Origin of the sequence: Rhizobium sp. Leaf321 (assembly GCF_001423215.1) — a bacterium.
Lineage (GTDB): Bacteria > Pseudomonadota > Alphaproteobacteria > Rhizobiales > Rhizobiaceae > Neorhizobium > Neorhizobium soli.
Window position 1 is genome coordinate 446945 of record NZ_LMOF01000006.1, and the last position, 18791, is coordinate 465735.

Here is an 18791-nt window from a genome sequence, read left to right on the forward strand (position 1 = left end):
AGAGGGACGCTGCACAGCCTTCATCATGCCGAAACCTGGGTCTCAGACCATGTATAGGGCCGAGCCTCCAACTCCAGGCAGATTATGCGGGGCGGATGCCTTTCGTCGCGGTTACTGCACAGACCATTTCATCACGCATGTTCTCCACCTCAGGGAGCGCAAGGGTGGGAGGACTGGGGGTGGCGTCAGTGTCCGACCCTTTGCCGCCTTCCAGTTTCCATCCGGCAGGCTCAGCCCCATCCAGGAGGACCTCATGTCCGACCTAAAGCGCCTGCCACTGAGTACGCCGCTTGATGACTGCATTGCGCGGCTCAATGTGGAGGACCCCTCCAACCTCCTCGTCTCGATCCAGCGAAAGCGGCTCAAGAAGCGGCCCACGCGCTACACCCGAGACGAGCGATAACAGCTACTTACGCGGCCTGGAGCTACTAGGACATAAACGCATAGTTGACCGCGTTGCTATGCAATTGGCGCATCACTTGTGCCATCTAATCAATGACCATTTTCGGTCAGCCTCCCACACTCTCAAGGAGCACCCCATGGACTTCCTACGCCTTCAAGCGGCGCTCGCGAACCTATGCCCAGAAGACAAGCTCACAGCCACCATTGCGCATTGGCATGAACCCGCCGCCAAGAAGGGACCAGGAGCCGCACCTCTAGCGGCCTGTAGCTACGCCATCGCCATCCTCGTCAACGGCAACGTCAGGTGGACCATGTGGGGAACAGGTTACGCACCTGAAGCCATTCCACCCGTGGTCTACGGCATTGAGACGCTTCTCAAGGCCATCCCGCAGGGCCGCCGCATCGAGGTCCACGCACTGGCCCAGCTTCACGACTACATCAAGCTAGGCGGCATCGGGTACCACGCCATGCTCAACGAGGGGCGGGCGAAGAGCGGGAAGCCCTTGGACATATACCCCGCAGTCGTCAACATCATCCAGGCCACTCCCGCCCGTTGGTCCCTCTGCCCCCATAAGACCATGCAGGAAGCTCCAGGCTTTGCCGCCGCGATAGCTGTAGCCAGGGGGACCGCTAGAGCCGACGCCCTTCAGCATAAGGCAGACCACGCGCCCACCTCAGAGAGCTACCCGAAACCCGTCATCCTCCAGGAGTTCGTTGATGTCTATCCAGGATGATCTACCACCAGCCGTCTTCCTGGACCCGTGGTTGACGGCCGAAGGGGACGGCCTCAAGTCGCTCTCGGAGACCATAGCGGAGCGGGTGGAGAGGAAGATTTACACCAACCTGACCCACTCAGCCAGACGGGATGCCATCGCCCGGAGGCGGCTTGTGGTGGAAAACGTCATGGCGAACATGGCGGTGATGATGCTCAGCCCTCATGCCGAAAACCGCAATCTCCTTGCAGTCGCGACGGCCAAGACCAAGCCAACCAGATACGACCGACCGGACTACCCCCAAAGCCTGCTTTCAGGGGTACTCACGGCATTGCAGGACTTGGGTCTCGTCATCCGCCACCCCTACATCTATCGGGAGCGGAGCACGACAGTAGAGCCCACGCTGGCCCTGATGGACGCGATCCTCCAGCATGGCGTGAAGTTGGTGGACATCGCGCGAGCAGAAGGGGCGGAGACCATTTGGCTCAATGCCAGAACCGGGGAGATCCGCTTCAAGGATCGTACACCGATCAAATGCCGTATGGACTATGACGACACGGCCGAAACAAATGGTCTTCGTGCCGAAATCTTGCGGATTAACGCGCACCTCAACGAGTCTGGCTTCCGGTTCGATGGAGAGCGGCAGAGCCCAATCTCTCTCCGTCGTTTGTTTCTCCTGAGGTCAGAGGATGACGCGCAAACCTTCAATCTCAGCGGTCGGCTCTTCGGAGGGTGGTGGCAGCAGCTAAAATCGGACAGACGCCACCTCATCACCATCGGCGGGGAGCCTATCGCGGACCTGGACTTCAGAGGGGCATTCTGTCAACTGGCGTACGTCCGTCTAACAGGTAAGCTATTCCCAGGAGACCCGTACGCTATCGAGGGTCTTGAAGAACATCGCAATGGATGCAAACTGGCCATGCTCTCGCTCCTCTCACGTAGGGGAGACCTGAAGCGGCTCTCGCCAGAACTCAAGGAGGAGCTACCGGAAGGCTGGACAGCCAAGCGTCTTGTCGATGCCTTCAGCCGCCATCACCCAGCCCTGAGGGACGCCATGGGGAAAGACATGGGGGTGGAACTAATGGCCACAGAAAGCCAGATCATGGTGAAGTTTCTCCTGAAGCTGGAGACCCAGGAGATCGGAGCGATGCCTCTGCATGATGGCGTACAGTGCGCCGTTTCCAACAAGGGAAGGGTTGCAGAGGCGATGCAAGAAGTGTCTGAGAGACTGTTGGGCGTTGCTCTTCCCGTCGCGGAGAAGCCCGTGGTAAGACCCGAAGGAAGTCAAAAGGTGGCGGCATAAGGTCTTTCAACAACTTGCCACTAAAGGCTTACCGCTCCAAGTCTCTCCTCTAAGTGTTGGGTGATCGGCCTACCTTCATCATCGGCCTTAGCTTGAAGCTGCCCTTTAGTAGGGTGCTCAGAGTGACCGACATCATACCGGACAACCTTCTAGGAAAAGGAGAGGGAGTGGGTGGAGAACCATCTTTCCCCCTGATGTCAGCCACCTAGAGCACTCCCGCCATGCCTCACCCGCCAAGTTCTCCCCACTGTCCACTCCTCCAGCCCCTGCCTGATGATAAACGGTGGTCTGATGAACGGCAGTAGGTGACGACTCAAAGTCATTCCTCCATGATCCGCTCAACAGAGATGCAAGGGGATACATGAGCGTGGGTGACGGTGATCAAAATTCTGCAGAAGAGGACAAGCTTCGTAAAAGGGTAGCGGAATGGCTACAGGGAGAAGGCTACCCGACAGAATACAAGACCGCGAACATCTTCAGACAGAACGAGTTCTCCGTCAATCAGGGCGGATATGTAGTGTCCCGTGATCCCAGCTCTGGGAGGGATATCAAGCGAGAGCTCGATGTTGTTGCTTCCAAAACTGTCTGGACGCCGGGTCACGATTTCTTCTTAAGGGTCTCGCACGTTGTGGAGTGCAAGTGGTCCAGGGACAAGCCGTGGGTCGTGTTCACCAGCCCATCCACGCGGATGGCCCCAACCGCCTGTGCTGCGCAAAGTATCGCTTCCATTTTTTGCGAGTCAATAATCTGGACGATTGCGGGAGATCCTATCCTTCATGCTCTCGACCTATTTGCGACGCCAGAGGAAGGAGGGTTTGGAGGCCGCCAAGCACTTGCTAATGGACAACAAGACCATTTTTACTCCGCACTCAAGAGCGTAGTCGAAAACACATATTCCCACGTTGCGGAAATGGACCGGGCTCCTCGTGCTGATGGGGGCGTGCCACGCGCAGCCGAAATTGCTTTTCCAGTTGTTGTCGTAGATGGCCGGCTTTTTAAAGCGTCGTTCGATCCGTCTGAGAATAGCATGAAGCTCGATGAAGCAGATCACGTAAGGTGTCACTGGAAAGGTTCCACATCTGCCGTAGCGTTTTCGACAGTCGATATAGTGACGCTCAATGGCCTTGAGGCATTTGTCGACAAACGCGCTAGGGAGACACGTAAGCTGCTTGGTCTCATGATGCCAATAGCTCAAAAGATACAAGAGTGCGCTAAGCTCCGGTCACTGGAGGGCCTAGAAATCACCCAGGGGGGCCGTGGTATGCTTGGGTTGCCAACGCTCTTGCGTGAAATAGCGAGACTTCAGGCGGAAAACTCCAGTGATGCGGAAGTTCCGGATTAACCGCTCATCCCCGGACCTCAACAAGGGTGCCTCACGCGACACCTCCAATATACGTGACAACGCGGCGACTTCCCCCCTCTAGGGGTGGGAGTCGGCTACTCGGCGACAAAGTGCGCGGTTTGTTATATCATTACGACAAGGGGTGGGGAGGGGCCGCCCCTTTCCCGGACTCTGCGAAACACGCCATAAGAATATAACACTCACAACCAACGTTGACATTAGATAAATACAAGCTAGACTCTCCTTATCAGCTGGAGAGACCCATGAAACGGTATGTCATCTATACGCGAGTGAGTACGGCGGAACAGGGCAAGAGCGGCCTGGGTCTGGAAGCGCAACTACGCGACATCGACCTCTACCTCCAGAACTTCTCGGAGACGCCATGGAAGATCATTGGGGAGTTCCAAGACGTTCAATCTGGCAAGGCGGCCGACAGACCAGAACTCATGAAGGCCTTGCAATTGGCCCGAAAAGAGAAAGCGGAGCTACTGGTGGCCAAGTTAGACCGCCTGAGCCGCGACGTGGAGTTCATTGCCAGGACGATCAAACAGGCGACCATCCGCGTAGCCTCCATGCCCCACGCCGACAACTTCCAGCTTCACATCTACGCGGCCCTTGCCGAACAGGAGCGGGAGTTCATCTCCAAGCGTACCAAGGCGGCACTTCAGGCGGCCAAAGAGCGGGGACGTCAATTGGGCGGCCTTCGGGACAAGACCATGAAGCGCAATAAGGCGATCCAAGACAAGGCCAGGGCGGAGGCGGATAGGGCCATGAAGATAGTCGGACCATTGCGTAACGCCGGTCAAACACTCTCATCCATTGCCGAGACGCTCAACGACATGAACGTGGCGACCTCAAGGGGAGGGCAATGGACTCCGATGCAGGTCAAGAGGGTGTTGGATCGAGCGGCTGCATGAGGCCGCCGCAGCAGGTCAATTACTGGCGATCTTAATCAAGAACGTTACAAAGGAAGCGCAAGCTCCCAGCATGAACACCGCCTCAGCTTCTCCTACCATTGCAGCCTCATCTCCCACCATTGGGTGCCGTACTCCATTTGCATCGCTGGTGTAGCCGTAGATGCTATTGAAACCCTTTTGTAGAGCCGGGTGCATAGGGTGCTTCTTGGCCAGATTTATAAGCGCTTCCCTCAGTGATGTCTCGCCGGTTAGTGACCTAGCGACCGACTCTACCGCGTGGATGCTTTCCCGTACGCTGTCCGCAAACTGACCAGAGGTTAAGGCTGATCCCGCTTTTAGCAAATGCGCCCTGCCTCCTCCAAATCCCGGCCTATCAACAGCCGCAAGCGCACCCAAAAGAGCTTCACCCTCCTCAACTGACGAGATCGGTACGATTGAGGCGTCTACTAGTCTGTAGGCGCTACGCTCGTCTTCAAGCACATGCCGCACTTGATTATTAAAGAACTGGTCTCCCGCACTCCGGACAAGCCATTCAGTTGTTCCCAGCACCGCGACGTAGTCGTCCTTCTCGAAGCTGGGCCGGATGGTCGCAATCAATTGATCTTTGGTGCTGTTGGCCTGATCTGAAAAAGCGCCGAGCCTTCTGACAACATAGTCGCGAAAAATCGCTTCCCACTTCGAACCTAAGGAAATGGAAAGGTTCCCTTTCCGTTGGTCGGCTTCCACACGGCTGAGGATGGCGGCCCACAGCCGCGCACGGAGAACACGAGTAGTTGTCTTAAGCGCCAACTGGGATGGAAGAGGTACGATGCCTTCCGCTTGCTCAAAGGAAATCTCCCGGCGACCGAACTCTTCCATGCATCCTCCTCCACTCTGACACTATAGTATAGCAGGACGTGAGGCGACACGCCTAGCACCTCAGGCGGGGAGGGGCTTTCCCCACAGCAAACTTGGGCATCCGGTTTATCTCTGCATCAAGCACGTTATGCGGCCAGTCACCTCAATTGTCGCCGTAATACTGAATGATATGGAGGTGACGACATCGCAAGCCGGCCGATGGACTGCGATGCAGGTCAAAAGGGTTCTGGACCGGACGAGGGCTACTTGATGTCGAAGCCACGTAGCCAACGCAGGCAGGCGCATGCCTTCGAGACCATTAATATCGCCTTGTCCAGTAGCGGTTGGTTCGGTTCCTCACTTCCCGGCTCATGTCGGTAGAAATGTGATCCGTCAATCCAATCCTTCAACGCTTTAAGCTGTTTGGAGGCGACCTGATGTCCGGCATCGTGGCAGCACAGGGTCTCTCCCGCAATGCCCTCCATGATGGCAGAGCGAATAGATAATTCAATAGCGCATAGTTGCTGGGAAAACAAAGACGCCTGGATAATACGTTCATTGCGAAGCTGACGTAGCCTATTAAAGTACGCAGCAGCAAAACTATGGAAGGGCGTCAGGGGTGGTAGACAAAATTGTAGAGGGCGGACTTTTTCGGCAGAATTATCTTCGCAGTCCAGTGAAGTTGTCTGACAGTAATAGAGCCCGGAATCGGATAATCAGAAATTTCTTCGACAATATGCCGTACAGCGGTGGAGACTTCTCAAGGGCCGTCGAGCGTGAACTCGGAGTAGACTATCCAAGTCTGGGTAACCGGCCATTTCACGATGCGTTCTGGAGAAAATCTCAGATAGGGGACATGCTCAGCGCAGTCACATTGTGGGTGCGACACGTCTCTGACGATAAAAAACAGAATGTCGTCGCCGCTGTTAGTCGCATCTTCGCTGAAGAGAACCTACATTACCGGCTATATACCCAAGGCGGCGTACACTACCTCGTGGATGAGGAGTTCCACCAGACTTCCGAATCAACTTTGGAAGGTCTCGCGGACCAACGGTTTGGTGCAGCCCGTGCGGCACTTCAAGAAGGTCTGAAAGCGTTAGCTCCCGTAACCCAAAGTGGGAAGGGCCTTATTCGTGGTGTTTTCGAGGCTGTGGAGAGCACGTTCCTTGTGGTAATTGGCCCCGGCACGGCTGATCGGCTAAACCGTCAGAACGCTGACAAACACCTGAAGCCGCTGCTCCTAGAGCGGTACGCCGGAGTACCTGAAGCCGACGACAAGGTGACCCGGATGCTTGAGACGTTCAACGCGTGGGTTAAAGAGGCGCATCCTTATCGGCACGGCGTCGCCTTTGAGCAACGACATGAAGCTCCTCTCGACCTTGCGGTGCTCTCAGCAACTACTGGTATGGGCTTTATAAGGTTCCTTGCCGGAATAGGAGACTAAGGGTGTTCCTGAAAGATTGAACCTTCGCATGGGAACTGGGCAGGTACTGACAGATCGTCTCGTTGCAGGTTCAATTCTTATGTCCTGCCATGAATGGAATGTGGAAGCTCCTAGTATGCCCGTCCGACATGTACCGTGTTTCATAGTGGTGTCCAAACATCGAATGACGTGTATGTCCTCCGCGGTCCTCAATCGAAAGAGCCTCACCGTCAAACGACAGGATGGGCATATGCTTAGCGGTTTCGCCGGGAAAGACAAAAAGCGGAAGGTCGCATAGTCTTCGCAGGGCAATTTCTGTTTCTGGGTCGGCCCCGTCCAAAGGCTCCATCTTCGTCCCAGTCATACTTTCAGCCACGTGCACGACTTCTTGCGAGACCAAGTAACAGTTGGCAACAATCTTCCGAACGTCCACGTTAAGGGAGAACGCCTCTCTATCCTTATGGATGTCTCGATTGGGAACAGCCTCGCCAGAAGGCGAAATATGGGTGACCATGTAGCCTTCGACCCTGCTTTGTGGATGGCTAACAGTCACGCCTACAAGCTGATGCTGGTTGTGCTTCAGCCTGTTACAGATGATGTCGGCATGTCTCCTTAAGCCCTTGACTCTCGGAGCTTCCCATCTGTCCTTCAGGCGCTCAGGAGGCAACAGGGCGAACTTAGTTTTATCCGCCGCTGTCTCTACGAATTCTACGGCTCGATACACAAGCTCTTGGTGTCTTTCCAGCAGCTTGTCAGTATTTTTCCCCCGACTTTTGGATGAACTAGACGGGTCTAGCTTCTCCTCTCGAACCGTCTCATATAGATCAAGAACTTCCTCTAGCGCCGTTGTGACCCGCCTCCAGCCAACACTTAGGCCGGGTAGGGGGTGTGGGTAGCCGTTTTCAGCGTACCAGAGCTTTCCATCGAACTTGTTGAAATACTGGATGATCGGAGGCTGGAGGTCTGAACCTGCGGACTTGCTTAAGATCAAAGTGTACTGCTCCTGCGAAATACCAGCTCGTCCAGCAAGTTGGATTATGTAACTACCCTAATAGACTATTTGTAGGGCCGCTTCCCAGGGTCTTTGACATTGAAGCGAGGAAGCTTATTGATTTCCCTATTGAGCACAGATGGGCCCCATTCTCCATATCCCTCACGCGCATCGTTCTGAGGGCGACTGCCGAGCATGTAGTCTCGCGTCTCTTTATCGAGTCGCTCCCAGGCATCCTCCTCCTCTTGGCCGCCACGGGATGCCGTTGTCATGGCGTGACGAAACGCATGGTTAGCCCGACCCAGTGGCGCGTTGATCCCAAGCTCTCCGGTGATCCACTCCCCCACCCGCTTGTAGGATTGTTCCCACCGGGGGTTCTTAACGCCCTGGAGCGACATGTCTTTAGGGTACGGCGTGTAGAACAGGGGGCCGTCACCTACTTCCTTGGCAAACTCCAGGAAGCCAAGCTCAAGCAGATGGGCATGTAGCCCCGTCGCCCAAGCTCTCCTACTCTTCGTGCTGCCATCATCTGGGGTGATGAGTAGGTATGGTTGGCCACGATGCTCTAAGACGCTCCGACCTTGAATTTGTGCCACTTCGCCAGCCCTGAGACCCGTATAAGTCATGAGCCACGGAAGCCAGAAGATGGCGCGTCTATGAGGAAGGGACAGGCCAGACTTCTCTGACCCCTTAAAGGTGGCCGTAAGGATGTCCGAGACCACTTCCCGATCATACTCCTTCTTGACCACAGGACCTGTGTCTTCGCGCTTGTCCTTGATGCCGTGCGCGACATTGTGCCCTAGGTCGAACTCTTCAACAGCGTGGCCCAGGATCGCACCGATAGCGGCTAGATGTTTCCGGTTGATGGTAGCGGGCGAAAGCCCCTCCTCAATCATCGCGTCTCGCCACTCGCGGACGTTTGCCTTCGTCACCCTGGAAGCGTCCGAATGGCCCACGAACTTTTTGAACCTGCGCACCGTTCCCTCATACAGCGATATCGTCTTTGCACTTGAGGTCTGGGTGGAGGCTTTGTGTTCGAGGAGCTTGAAGAGGTCGAATGGGTTGGCCGAGCGGTCTCTGCCTGAGACTCGCGTCTTTGACGGTAGATTGATGGCGGGGACACCGGCTTCCCAGGCAGGGTCTGTATAATCCATCTCGACAAGGCGAGCTTCGAGCGCGTCCAGAGCCCGTCCGGCAAACACAGCGCCCGCCTTGTTAAGCGCCTCGCGGCTTCCCTCTGTGACGGCTAGAACGTGAGAGGCAAGGGCGGAGGCGATGAGGTCCTGCCCCATCTTCTCGCGATACGCAACGAGGATGCGACGCAGGTAGTCGATGAACATCGCTCGATAGGGGCCGATGTCTTTCTCCCGCTCCTTCCTGATGAAATCTGGTAGGGCTGGCAGTGATAGTGCCTCAACTTCCCTGAGGAACTCCTCTACCGGATTGTCCATTGCAATGAAGAACTGGCCGCGCTGCCGCATGTTCGCTTCAAGCCACCCAAAGGCAAAGCGGATGAAGGAAATCGGTGCGGTAAGACTCTCTGGGTCGGCCTTGTGCTGCCTGACGAACTCAAGGGCAGCGTTTCCAGCAATAGCAACTACCTGTTCATGGTCGAGCTTGACCGGGCCAAGGCTCAAGAGTGCCTGCCAGTCGGCCATCTTGTTGCTGTGGTCTCGAAGCCGCTCCAGGTAGGCGGTTTCAGCGTCACCCTTTGAGCGTTCGCCCAGCGACTTCAGGTAGTCCTGATTTTTGCCGACCTTGACGCCTAACTCACGGAGTCGGTCCCGTTCGTTCCAAATCTCAGAGGGGATATAAAATCGACCCTGCCAGACCCCGGAGCCTTTCCTCCTGGAGAGACCACGCATCCTCCAGCGCCTTCCGACCATTACACATCACCATTCCATAGCAGTCCAGGTTGCGGAAAGCCATTGAGAATGCTATGTTCTTGACACTATCGGAAAAGAAAATGGTGCTGCTAGAGAGATTTGAACTCTCGGCCTCTCCCTTACCAAGGGAGTGCTCTACCCCTGAGCTATAGCAGCATCTGCGGACGTTCGGGTTCGTGTCGTCAGCGAGGGGGCTATTGCCATAGGTTCGGGGCAAGTGCAAGCAGCAAAATCGAACTTCTTGGAGAACCATCCGGGAAAACGCCCGGGGTGCTTTCGTGTGTCGGGCTTTTTCTTTAAGGAGAAGCCATGTCGAAAAAACCAGAAACCTTGGATAGCCAGGCGCCGGCCGCACCGTTGAGCGAAGCCGAGCGGCGTGAGCTGGATCGCAAGCAGCGGGCGGCGGCGAAATTGCGGGAAAACCTGATGCGGCGGAAAGGTCAGTCGCGTGCGCGGCGCGCCGGCGAGGCGGACGAGACGCAAGGATTGCCGGCCTCTTCGCCCTCTGCCGCAAAAACGGACGAATCATCATAGCGTTTGCAGTGCATAAACGGGTTGTGGCACGGTTTGCTTTCATCCGCAGTTTTCATCACGGATTGAAGCGGCGCAAGGTTTGGTCTAGAGACGCAAACCCGGCCGCTTGAGAGAAAGAGTTACCACACCATGGATCGCATCAGAATTTCCGGCGGCAACGAGCTTCACGGCACGATCCCGATCTCGGGCGCCAAGAACGCCGCGCTGCCGCTGATGATCGCTTCGCTTCTGACCAGCGATACGCTGACGCTCGAAAACGTGCCGCATCTGGCCGATGTCGAGCAGCTGTTGCGCATCCTTGGCAATCATGGCGTCGATGTCTCCGTCAACGGCCGCCGCGAAAGCCAGGCCGAGAGCTATTCGCGCACGATCAATTTCACCTGCCGCACCATCGTCGATACGACCGCTCCTTACGAGCTGGTCTCCAAGATGCGCGCCTCGTTCTGGGTGATCGGCCCGCTGCTGGCGCGTGAAGGCAAGGCCCGCGTGTCGCTGCCGGGCGGTTGCGCCATCGGCACGCGTCCGGTCGATCTGTTCCTTGACGGCCTGCAGGCGCTCGGCGCCATCCTTGAGGTCGATGCCGGCTATATCAACGCGTCGGCCCCCAAGGGTGGCCTTATCGGCGCACATTACACTTTCCCCAAGGTTTCGGTCGGCGCCACGCATGTCATGCTGATGGCGGCAACCCTTGCCCGCGGCACCACCGTCATCGACAACGCCGCCCGCGAACCGGAAGTGGTCGATCTCGCAAAATGCCTGACGGCCATGGGCGCCAAGATCAGTGGCGCCGGCACGCGCACCATCACCATCGAAGGCGTTGCCTCGCTGTCGGGCGCCCGTCACCGCGTCCTGCCGGACCGGATCGAGACCGGCACCTATGCGATGGCGGTTGCCATGACCGGCGGCGATGTGGTGCTCGAAGGCACGCAGGCCTCGCTGCTTGAAAATGCGCTCGATACGCTGCGCCTTGCCGGTGCCGAGATCACCGAAACCGAAAGCGGTCTGCGTGTCGTCAGGAACGGCAGCCGGATCCAGCCGGTCGATATCGTCACCGAACCCTTCCCGGGCTTCCCGACGGACCTGCAGGCACAGTTCATGGCGCTGATGACCATGTCGTCGGGCGTTTCGCACGTCACCGAAACCATCTTCGAAAACCGCTTCATGCACGTGCAGGAACTCGCCCGTCTCGGTGCGCGCATTTCGCTGTCGGGGCAGATGGCGCGTATCGAAGGCGTTTCGCAGCTGAAGGGTGCGCCAGTGATGGCAACAGACCTTCGCGCATCGGTGTCGCTCGTCATTGCCGGCCTTGCGGCCGAAGGCGAAACGATCGTCAGCCGCGTCTACCATCTCGATCGTGGTTTCGAGCGTCTTGAAGAAAAGCTGACACGCTGCGGCGCCATCGTCGAACGCGTCAGCGACTGAGCAATATGGCCTGAAGAGGCCGCATGTTTCGAGGGATGAGGGGCGGCCAGGGGGATACCTTGCCGTCCCTTTTTTCATGCCTATGTCAGGTATTGTCATCCAACACGCCCCGCCTCATTTTCATGATCCGGCTTTTCCATCGGAGATATTTTTATGACTGATGCATCTTCCAACGTCTGGTTCATCACCGGCTGCTCCTCCGGCTTCGGCCTGGAACTCGCCAAGCTGACAATTGCAAAGGGCTTTCCGACCGTCGTCACGGCCCGCGACAAGGCAAGGCTTGCCGATCTCATCGCCGGCCACGACAATGCGCTCGCCGTTGATCTCGACGTGACCGACGAAGGCCAGATCGCAGCTGCTGTCAGCGCTGCCGAGGAAAAGTTCGGGCGCATCGACGTCCTCGTCAACAATGCCGGTTACGGCTACCAGGCCTCGATCGAGGAAGGCGAGAAAGACGAGATCCGCGGCATGTTCGATGCCAATGTCTTCGGCCTTTTCGCCATGACGCGGGCGGTGCTGCCCGGCATGCGCGCCCGCCGCAAGGGCCACATCCTCAACATCACCTCCCAGGCCGGCTTTATCGGCTTCCCGGGCTCCGGTTATTACGCGGCAAGCAAGCATGCGGTCGAAGGTTTTTCCGATGCGCTGTCCGCCGAAGTGGCGTCGGTCGGCATCAAGGTCACCTGCGTGGCACCGGGTCCGTTCCGGACGGATTGGGCCGGCCGTTCGCTGAAACAGACGCCGGTGAAAATCGAGGAGTATCAGGATACCGCAGGCACCCGTCTGCAGCAGACCGCAGGCTATAGCGGCCAGCAGCCGGGCGATCCCGTGCGTGCCGGCGAAGCCATGATCAAGGTCGTTGAAGCGTCAAACCCGCCGCGCCATCTCGTGCTCGGCGAAATCGCTTATACCGGCATCACCGCCAAGCTATCGGAACGCCGCGACGAGATCGTTGCCTGGAAGGACACGACACTCTCTGCCGACTTCCCGAAATAGTTGCTTCTTGGCATGCGCCATCCTATCTCCAGACCAGTAAACAACGGGCCGCAGATCGCGGCCCAGGAACGGAATGGACGCGCATGACCGAGCTCAAGCTTCTGGCTCTCGATACCGACGATCTGGGGATCGTGTCTGCCCATATGCAGGATGCGGTGTTCAAGCTGTCCGACGTGCAGTGGTCGGCGTCGGAAAAGATATTCTCGCTGGCTGCCAACAGGTTTGATTGGGAAAAGGCCGGCGAGAAGAAAAAGGGGTTCGAGCGGCACCGTGCAGCGCTTGTCTTGAAGCGCGTGGAAGCAGTCCGTTCGACCGGTATCGACCGCAACCGCAAGGATGATGTCCTGTCGCTTCTCGCCGTGCGCTTCATGCCCAAGGGCGAGGGGCCTGATGGCACCGTGGAACTGATGCTTTCCGGCGGCGGCACCATTGCTCTCGATGTCGAATGCATCGAAGTTGCTCTTGCAGATATCGGCGGCGCATGGGAAACCGCAACGAGGCCGCGCCATCCTTGACCGGCCTTGTGATCATGGCATGGAACGGGAAGGAATATCCGCTTGGCACTCTGGCTTGAGCAGACAGCACCGGACTTCGAGACACGCTTTTCCGCTTTTCTTTCGACCAAGCGGGAAGTCTCCGAGGATGTGAACGCCGTCGTGCACGCCATCATCGATGACGTGCGCGCCCGCGGCGACGCGGCACTTGTCGACTATTCAAAACGCTTCGACGGCATTGATCTGACAGCGACCGGCATCCGCGTGACCGATGAGGAGGTCGACAAGGCCTTCGCCGAAACGGACCGCAAGGTGATCGACGCGCTGAAGTTTGCAGCCGAGCGGATCGAAAAGCATCATGCCCGTCAGATGCCGAAGGACGATATCTACGAAGACGCGATCGGCGTCGGCCTCGGCTCCCGCTGGACAGCGATCGAAGCCGTCGGTCTCTACGTACCGGGCGGCACGGCATCCTATCCAAGCTCCGTGCTGATGAATGCGCTGCCGGCAAAGGTTGCCGGCGTGCCGCGCGTCGTCATGGTCGTGCCGGCCGGTGGCGGCACCATCAACCCGGCCGTCCTTGCCGCGGCGCGCATCTCGGGCGTTACGGAAATCTACCGCGTCGGCGGTGCGCAGGCCGTGGCAGCGCTTGCCTATGGTACCGATACGATTGCGCCGGTCGCCAAGATCGTCGGTCCCGGCAACGCCTATGTGGCGGCCGCCAAGCGCCAGGTCTTCGGCATCGTCGGCATCGACATGATCGCCGGCCCATCCGAAGTGCTGATCCTGGCCGACAAGGACAACGACCCCGACTGGATCGCCGCCGACCTTCTGGCGCAGGCCGAACACGATGCCGGTGCCCAGTCGATCCTGATCACCGACGATGCCGAATTCGGAAAATCGGTCGAGGCAGCCGTCGAGCGACAATTGAAGACACTGTCGCGCGCAGAAACGGCCGCCGCGAGCTGGCGCGATTTCGGCGCTGTGATCCTGGTCGAGAATTTCGAAGCCGCGCTCCCGCTTGCCAACCGCATTGCCGCCGAGCACCTGGAACTCGCAGTCGCCGATCCGGATGCGCTCATGGCCGGCATCCGCAATGCCGGCGCCATCTTCATCGGTCGCCACACGCCTGAAGTCATCGGCGATTATGTCGGCGGCTCCAACCACGTTCTGCCGACGGCACGCTCGGCACGCTTTTCGTCCGGCCTCGGTGTGCTCGATTTCGTCAAGCGCACGTCGATCCTCAGGCTCGGACCCGATCAACTGCGGCAACTGGCGCCGGCCGCCATCACGCTCGCCCATTCGGAAGGGCTCGATGCCCACGCCCGTTCGGTCGCCATCCGCATGAACGCCCAGCCTCCGCAAGACGAGGGCTAGGGATGGGACAAGGGCACTTCCGGCTCTCGGATGTCGTCCTCGACGACTCGATCGGGCGCTCGACGCCCGATGTCGAACATGAGCGGGCAGTTGCCATCTTCGACCTTGTCGAGGAAAACGCCTTCGAGCCGGTCGGCCATGCAGGCGGCCCCTACACGTTGAAGCTTTCGCTGGTCGAGGCAAAGCTGATGCTCACCATCACGGGCGAAGCGGGCGAGGGGGTTGCGGTCCACATCCTGTCGCTGACGCCGTTCCGGCGGATCATCAAGGATTACTTCATGATCTGCGAAAGCTATTACGAGGCGATCAAGACCTCCACGCCATCGCGCATCGAGGCGATCGACATGGGCCGCCGCGGCATTCACAACGAGGGCTCGCAAACCCTGATGGATCGTCTCGACGGCAAGATCCGAATCGACTTCGATACCGCAAGACGGCTGTTCACGCTCGTCTGCGTGCTCTACTGGCGCGGCTGAAGACCATGGCGGCCGATGACGAACCGACAAGGAAGCAGACGATCGGCATTCCGACCGCGATCCTCTTCATGTGCGGTTTCAACTCCATCCGTTCGCCGATGGCGGAGGCCATTGCAAAAAGCCTGCTGCAGCCCGATATCTACATCCAGTCGGCGGGCGTCCGTTCCGGCGAGCACGATCCCTTCGTCGATGTCGTTCTGGAAGAGGTGGGCCTTTCGCTCAACCGCAACCGGCAGCACAAGCCGCGGACGATGGATGACCTTGAGGATGATTTCTTCGATTTGATAGTGACGCTGACGCCGGAGGCCCATCACGCGGCCCTGGAACTCACCCGTTCGAACGCCGTCGATGTGGTCTATTGGCCGACCATGGATCCGACGGCTGCGACCGGCACGCGCGAGCAGGTTCTCGACGCTTATCGCGAGGTGCGAGAGCATCTGTGGAAGCTGATTGACCGACGGATGAGGCCCATTCGCAGGCCACCTCCGGCAGGCGATTGACGGTCTTCAAGAATCGCTGTCAAGCGAGGTTCACAAACCGGACGCGATTGTGTAGTTTCCGCGCAAATTTCGAGGCGGCTGATCAGATTTCGGCATGCCCGACCTTCAACACAGAAAGAAAACCAATACATGGCTAAAGAAGAAGTTCTTGAATTCCCGGGCATTGTCGTCGAACTGTTGCCGAACGCGACCTTTCGCGTGAAGCTCGAGAACGAACACGAAATCATCGCCCACACCGCGGGCCGCATGCGCAAGAACCGTATCCGCGTTCTGGCAGGCGACAAGGTTCTTGTCGAAATGACCCCTTACGACCTGACCAAGGGTCGCATCACCTACCGCTTCAAGTAAGAATTTCTCGCGGCAAAGACGGGTCCCCATGGCGATCGAACAAAAGCTCATCCTGGCCTCAGGCTCGCCGCGTCGTCTCGATCTTCTCAATCAGGTCGGCATCGAACCGGCCCGGCTGATGCCGATGGATATCGACGAGACACCCAAGCGGGTGGAGCATCCGCGTTCGCTTGCGCGTCGTCTTTCGACGGAAAAGGCGGAGGCCGCCTTCGCCGCCGTCAACAACGATCCCGCCTGGCGCCACAGCTATATCCTGTCTGCCGATACGGTCGTGGCGGTCGGGCGCCGCATCCTGGAAAAGACGGAGTATACGCAGGACGCCAGTGCCGCCCTGCATCTTCTGTCGGGCCGCGGCCACTGGGTCTATACCGGCATCTGTCTTGTCACGCCGGGCGGCCAGTTCCGCCAGAAGGTGGTTGAGACCAAGGTGCGCTTCAAGCGACTGTCGACCCGCGAGATCGAGAACTATATCGCATCGGGCCAGTGGCGGGGAAAAGCCGGGGCTTACGCGATCCAGGGCATCGCCGGCGCCTTCGTGCAGAAACTCGTCGGTTCCTATTCCAACGTCGTCGGCCTGCCGCTTCATGAAGTGACGGGTCTGCTGGCTGGCGAAGGTTTTGACGTCGCCGGCGCATGGCCGCAAGGCTGAAGACTTAAGAAGGAGGCCTGATATGGCTGAAACTTCAAACAAGGACATCACGACAGGCGGCAAGGTGGAGCCTTTGCGCAAGGCAAGGCCCTGTCCCGAATGCAGCCGCCCTTCCGCGCGCGAACACTATCCCTTCTGCTCGGACCGTTGCCGCAATCTGGATCTCTCCCGCTGGCTGCAGGGCAGCTACGCCATCCCCGTGGCCGACGATGAAAGCAAAGCCGACAACTACGAGGACTAGATCCTCGTCCGGTTCGGCCTTTGATTTCGCTCATGAAATCAGGTTTTTCACAAACCTTTCAAAAAAGTCGTCCGGGGTGCTGGACATGGCCGAACAAGATGTTATAACCCCGCTCGCTTCCCGGGGATACAAACCCTGGCCGGTCAACCAAGGACCGGAACGGCTTGCATAAAGCCCGGATGCCCGGATAGCTCAGTTGGTAGAGCAGCGGATTGAAAATCCGCGTGTCGGTGGTTCAAATCCGCCTCCGGGCACCATTTTTTATCAAGAAAATGCCTCTGTTGATCGAGTCCAGTTGAAGGCGATTTGTCTCGTCTTTGCAGATCCGGGCATCTCTACCACTCACCTGCTGTTCGTCAAAAATGCTACTCCACAAGGATCGGCCGACTTCTTTGGTGAGCGGCCTCCCGTTCCCCACCACTGGCCACGAGACCGGGCGCCGCAAAAACACGTTTCGTTAACAATTTCAATTCGCTACTTTAGTAACAAACATTTGAAACGGTGGGAGCTGATCGAATGCTCTGATCGAAATGCAGCATGATGCCGCTATAAAAACTAAAAGGCAGATTGCGGTTTATGCTTGCAAAATTGAGGTCTATTTTTTCCTGCACCCGGGGCAATTTCGGCGTGCTCACCGGCCTTATCATGGTTCCTTTGATCGGTAGTGTCGGATTGGCAATCGATTTCGGACGCGCCCTGGAGGCAAAATCCTATCTCGATGCCGCTGCGGATGCTGCGGTACTTGCTGCTGTCTCCGAAAAATCCGCAGCGGTCGCAAAAGCCATGAAAATGGCCGAGGACGGTACTGTCGCCATCGCGGACACCGAAGCCAAGAAAATCTTCAAATCTCAGTTGTCGGCCAGATATGGGGACAACATGGAAGGTTTGTCGAGCCTGCTGATCGACGTCAAGCTGGAGCTGGTAAAGTCCGACGGCGTCGTCACATCGAGACTGAAATACGCCGCCACTCTACCCACGACCTTTACGCGGATCCTCGGCAATGACGAGATGGCGATTTCGGGGCAAGCGACCGCAGCCTACCTGATACCGAGTTTTCTGGATTTCTACATGCTGCTGGACAACACGCCATCGATGGGGGTCGGCGCGACTGCCGACGACGTGGCGAAACTGGAAGCTGCAACGAAGAATGGATCGGATGGGAAAGGCAAGGACGCCAACTGCGCTTTTGCATGCCACATCGTTTCGACGAGCGGTGTCGCCGACAAAAACAGCTATTACTATCTCGCCAAAGAAGTTGGCGCGACCATCCGCATCGACGTTGTCGCGGAGGCGGTCTCCGCGCTCATGACAACGGCGCAGGAGACTCAGACCGTTTCCGGCCAATTCAAGATCGGTGCCTATACGTTCGGACAAACCTCTGCCGATGCCCAGTTATATACCGTTTCCGAGCCGACGAGCAATTTCACCTCCGTGGCAAAGGCGACGAAGATGATTGAGCTGATGAGCGTTCCGAGCCATTCGTCGCCGAACGGGCAGACCGACTACAATGAAATACTGTCCAAGATCGGCCAAAAGATCAAAACCGTCGGTGACGGGAGCAGTTCGGCGGATAGACAGCCAATCGTTTTCCTTGTCGCGGACGGCGTTGGAGACGCATACCGTTCCGATTGTACAAAGAAGCTTTCATCATCCAACGGCGATCGCTGCATGGAGCCGTTGAATGCCAGTCATTGCAACGCCCTGAAGGCGCGCGGAATAAAGGTCGCAGTCCTGTACACAACCTATTTGCCTCTGCCCAAAGACGGTTTCTACAAGAAGTGGATCGCACCCTTTCAGAAGGAAATTCCGACGCAGATGCAATCTTGCGCCACGGAAGGCTACTATTTCGAGGTCAGTCCGACCGACGGCATAAGCGAGGCAATGGATGTCTTGTTTCGCAAGATCGTGGGCCGTGTACGGCTGACAAGCTGACGGGCCTG

At 57.7% G+C, this 18791-nt stretch carries 20 protein-coding genes and 2 tRNA genes; 18 read left to right on the forward strand and 4 right to left on the reverse strand.

Annotation, left to right across the window (positions count from 1 at the left end):
• Positions 1 to 253: 253 nt before the first annotated feature.
• The 5 genes from ASF70_RS23935 to ASF70_RS08570 all read left to right on the forward strand — a co-directional run bounded on the left by ASF70_RS23935 (position 254) and on the right by ASF70_RS08570 (position 4677).
• Positions 254 to 403 (forward strand): hypothetical protein, encoded by a 150-nt coding sequence (locus ASF70_RS23935; protein ID WP_156461800.1) that lies wholly within the window; start codon positions 254 to 256, stop codon positions 401 to 403.
• Positions 404 to 539: 136 nt separating this feature from the next.
• A complete protein-coding gene (locus ASF70_RS08555) occupies positions 540 to 1136 on the forward strand; it encodes a hypothetical protein (protein ID WP_062579032.1) in 597 nt (198 codons plus the stop codon).
• A complete protein-coding gene (locus ASF70_RS08560) occupies positions 1120 to 2418 on the forward strand; it encodes a hypothetical protein (protein ID WP_062579034.1) in 1299 nt (432 codons plus the stop codon). The genes ASF70_RS08555 and ASF70_RS08560 overlap by 17 nt, the downstream gene beginning before the upstream one ends.
• A 361-nt stretch (positions 2419 to 2779) precedes the next feature.
• Entirely contained in the window at positions 2780 to 3760 is a 981-nt protein-coding gene (locus tag ASF70_RS08565; protein ID WP_062579036.1) for a hypothetical protein, read from the forward strand.
• Positions 3761 to 4023: 263 nt separating this feature from the next.
• Positions 4024 to 4677, forward strand: coding sequence for a recombinase family protein (locus ASF70_RS08570; RefSeq protein WP_062579038.1), 654 nt, complete (start codon positions 4024 to 4026; stop codon positions 4675 to 4677).
• A 15-nt stretch (positions 4678 to 4692) separates the two neighbouring features.
• Here the strand turns inward: ASF70_RS08570 and ASF70_RS08575 are convergent, their stop codons facing one another.
• Positions 4693 to 5535 carry a hypothetical protein gene (locus tag ASF70_RS08575; RefSeq protein ID WP_062579040.1) on the reverse strand — a complete coding sequence of 281 codons (843 nt, stop codon included), beginning with the start codon at positions 5533 to 5535 and terminating at the stop codon, positions 4693 to 4695.
• 598 nt (positions 5536 to 6133) lie between these two features.
• Here ASF70_RS08575 and ASF70_RS08585 point away from each other — a divergent pair.
• Positions 6134 to 6958: a hypothetical protein gene (locus ASF70_RS08585; protein ID WP_156461801.1), complete on the forward strand. Its 825-nt coding sequence runs from the start codon at positions 6134 to 6136 to the stop codon at positions 6956 to 6958.
• A 70-nt stretch (positions 6959 to 7028) separates the two neighbouring features.
• On the opposite strand, the gene ASF70_RS08590 is transcribed toward ASF70_RS08585, so the two are convergent.
• From ASF70_RS08590 to ASF70_RS08600, 3 genes are all read right to left on the reverse strand, one after another.
• Positions 7029 to 7928, reverse strand: a complete 900-nt coding sequence (locus tag ASF70_RS08590) for a hypothetical protein (protein WP_062579046.1) — start codon at positions 7926 to 7928, stop codon at positions 7029 to 7031.
• A 65-nt stretch (positions 7929 to 7993) separates the two neighbouring features.
• A complete protein-coding gene (locus ASF70_RS08595) occupies positions 7994 to 9793 on the reverse strand; it encodes a site-specific integrase (protein WP_062579048.1) in 1800 nt (599 codons plus the stop codon).
• Positions 9794 to 9895: 102 nt separating this feature from the next.
• Positions 9896 to 9970, reverse strand: a tRNA-Thr gene (locus ASF70_RS08600).
• 153 nt (positions 9971 to 10123) lie between these two features.
• Here ASF70_RS08600 and ASF70_RS08605 point away from each other — a divergent pair.
• The 12 genes from ASF70_RS08605 (at position 10124) to ASF70_RS08660 (ending at position 18783) form a co-directional block, all read left to right on the forward strand.
• The gene (locus ASF70_RS08605) at positions 10124 to 10348 is read left to right on the forward strand and encodes a hypothetical protein (RefSeq protein WP_062579050.1); all 225 of its coding nucleotides are present in this window, start codon (positions 10124 to 10126) and stop codon (positions 10346 to 10348) included.
• A 129-nt stretch (positions 10349 to 10477) separates the two neighbouring features.
• Positions 10478 to 11770 carry a UDP-N-acetylglucosamine 1-carboxyvinyltransferase gene (murA, locus tag ASF70_RS08610; protein WP_062579052.1) on the forward strand — a complete coding sequence of 431 codons (1293 nt, stop codon included), beginning with the start codon at positions 10478 to 10480 and terminating at the stop codon, positions 11768 to 11770.
• Positions 11771 to 11923: 153 nt separating this feature from the next.
• Entirely contained in the window at positions 11924 to 12766 is an 843-nt protein-coding gene (locus tag ASF70_RS08615) for an oxidoreductase (RefSeq protein ID WP_062579053.1), read from the forward strand.
• An 83-nt stretch (positions 12767 to 12849) separates the two neighbouring features.
• Complete coding sequence (locus ASF70_RS08620) at positions 12850 to 13281, forward strand: DUF2948 family protein (RefSeq protein ID WP_062579055.1); 432 nt, start codon at positions 12850 to 12852, stop codon at positions 13279 to 13281.
• A 42-nt stretch (positions 13282 to 13323) separates the two neighbouring features.
• Entirely contained in the window at positions 13324 to 14637 is a 1314-nt protein-coding gene (gene hisD, locus ASF70_RS08625; protein ID WP_062579057.1) for a histidinol dehydrogenase, read from the forward strand.
• A 2-nt stretch (positions 14638 to 14639) separates the two neighbouring features.
• The gene (locus ASF70_RS08630; protein WP_062453857.1) at positions 14640 to 15113 is read left to right on the forward strand and encodes a UPF0262 family protein; all 474 of its coding nucleotides are present in this window, start codon (positions 14640 to 14642) and stop codon (positions 15111 to 15113) included.
• Positions 15114 to 15181: 68 nt separating this feature from the next.
• The gene (locus tag ASF70_RS08635) at positions 15182 to 15613 is read left to right on the forward strand and encodes a low molecular weight phosphatase family protein (protein ID WP_062454876.1); all 432 of its coding nucleotides are present in this window, start codon (positions 15182 to 15184) and stop codon (positions 15611 to 15613) included.
• A 129-nt stretch (positions 15614 to 15742) separates the two neighbouring features.
• Positions 15743 to 15961 carry a translation initiation factor IF-1 gene (gene infA / locus ASF70_RS08640; RefSeq protein WP_062453856.1) on the forward strand — a complete coding sequence of 73 codons (219 nt, stop codon included), beginning with the start codon at positions 15743 to 15745 and terminating at the stop codon, positions 15959 to 15961.
• A gap of 28 nt (positions 15962 to 15989) precedes the next feature.
• Positions 15990 to 16610 carry a Maf-like protein gene (locus tag ASF70_RS08645; protein WP_062453855.1) on the forward strand — a complete coding sequence of 207 codons (621 nt, stop codon included), beginning with the start codon at positions 15990 to 15992 and terminating at the stop codon, positions 16608 to 16610.
• Positions 16611 to 16632: 22 nt separating this feature from the next.
• Entirely contained in the window at positions 16633 to 16851 is a 219-nt protein-coding gene (yacG, locus tag ASF70_RS08650; RefSeq protein WP_062579059.1) for a DNA gyrase inhibitor YacG, read from the forward strand.
• 181 nt (positions 16852 to 17032) lie between these two features.
• Positions 17033 to 17108, forward strand: a tRNA-Phe gene (locus ASF70_RS08655).
• Positions 17109 to 17427: 319 nt separating this feature from the next.
• Entirely contained in the window at positions 17428 to 18783 is a 1356-nt protein-coding gene (locus ASF70_RS08660; protein ID WP_062453853.1) for a pilus assembly protein TadG-related protein, read from the forward strand.
• Positions 18784 to 18791 lie beyond the last annotated feature (8 nt).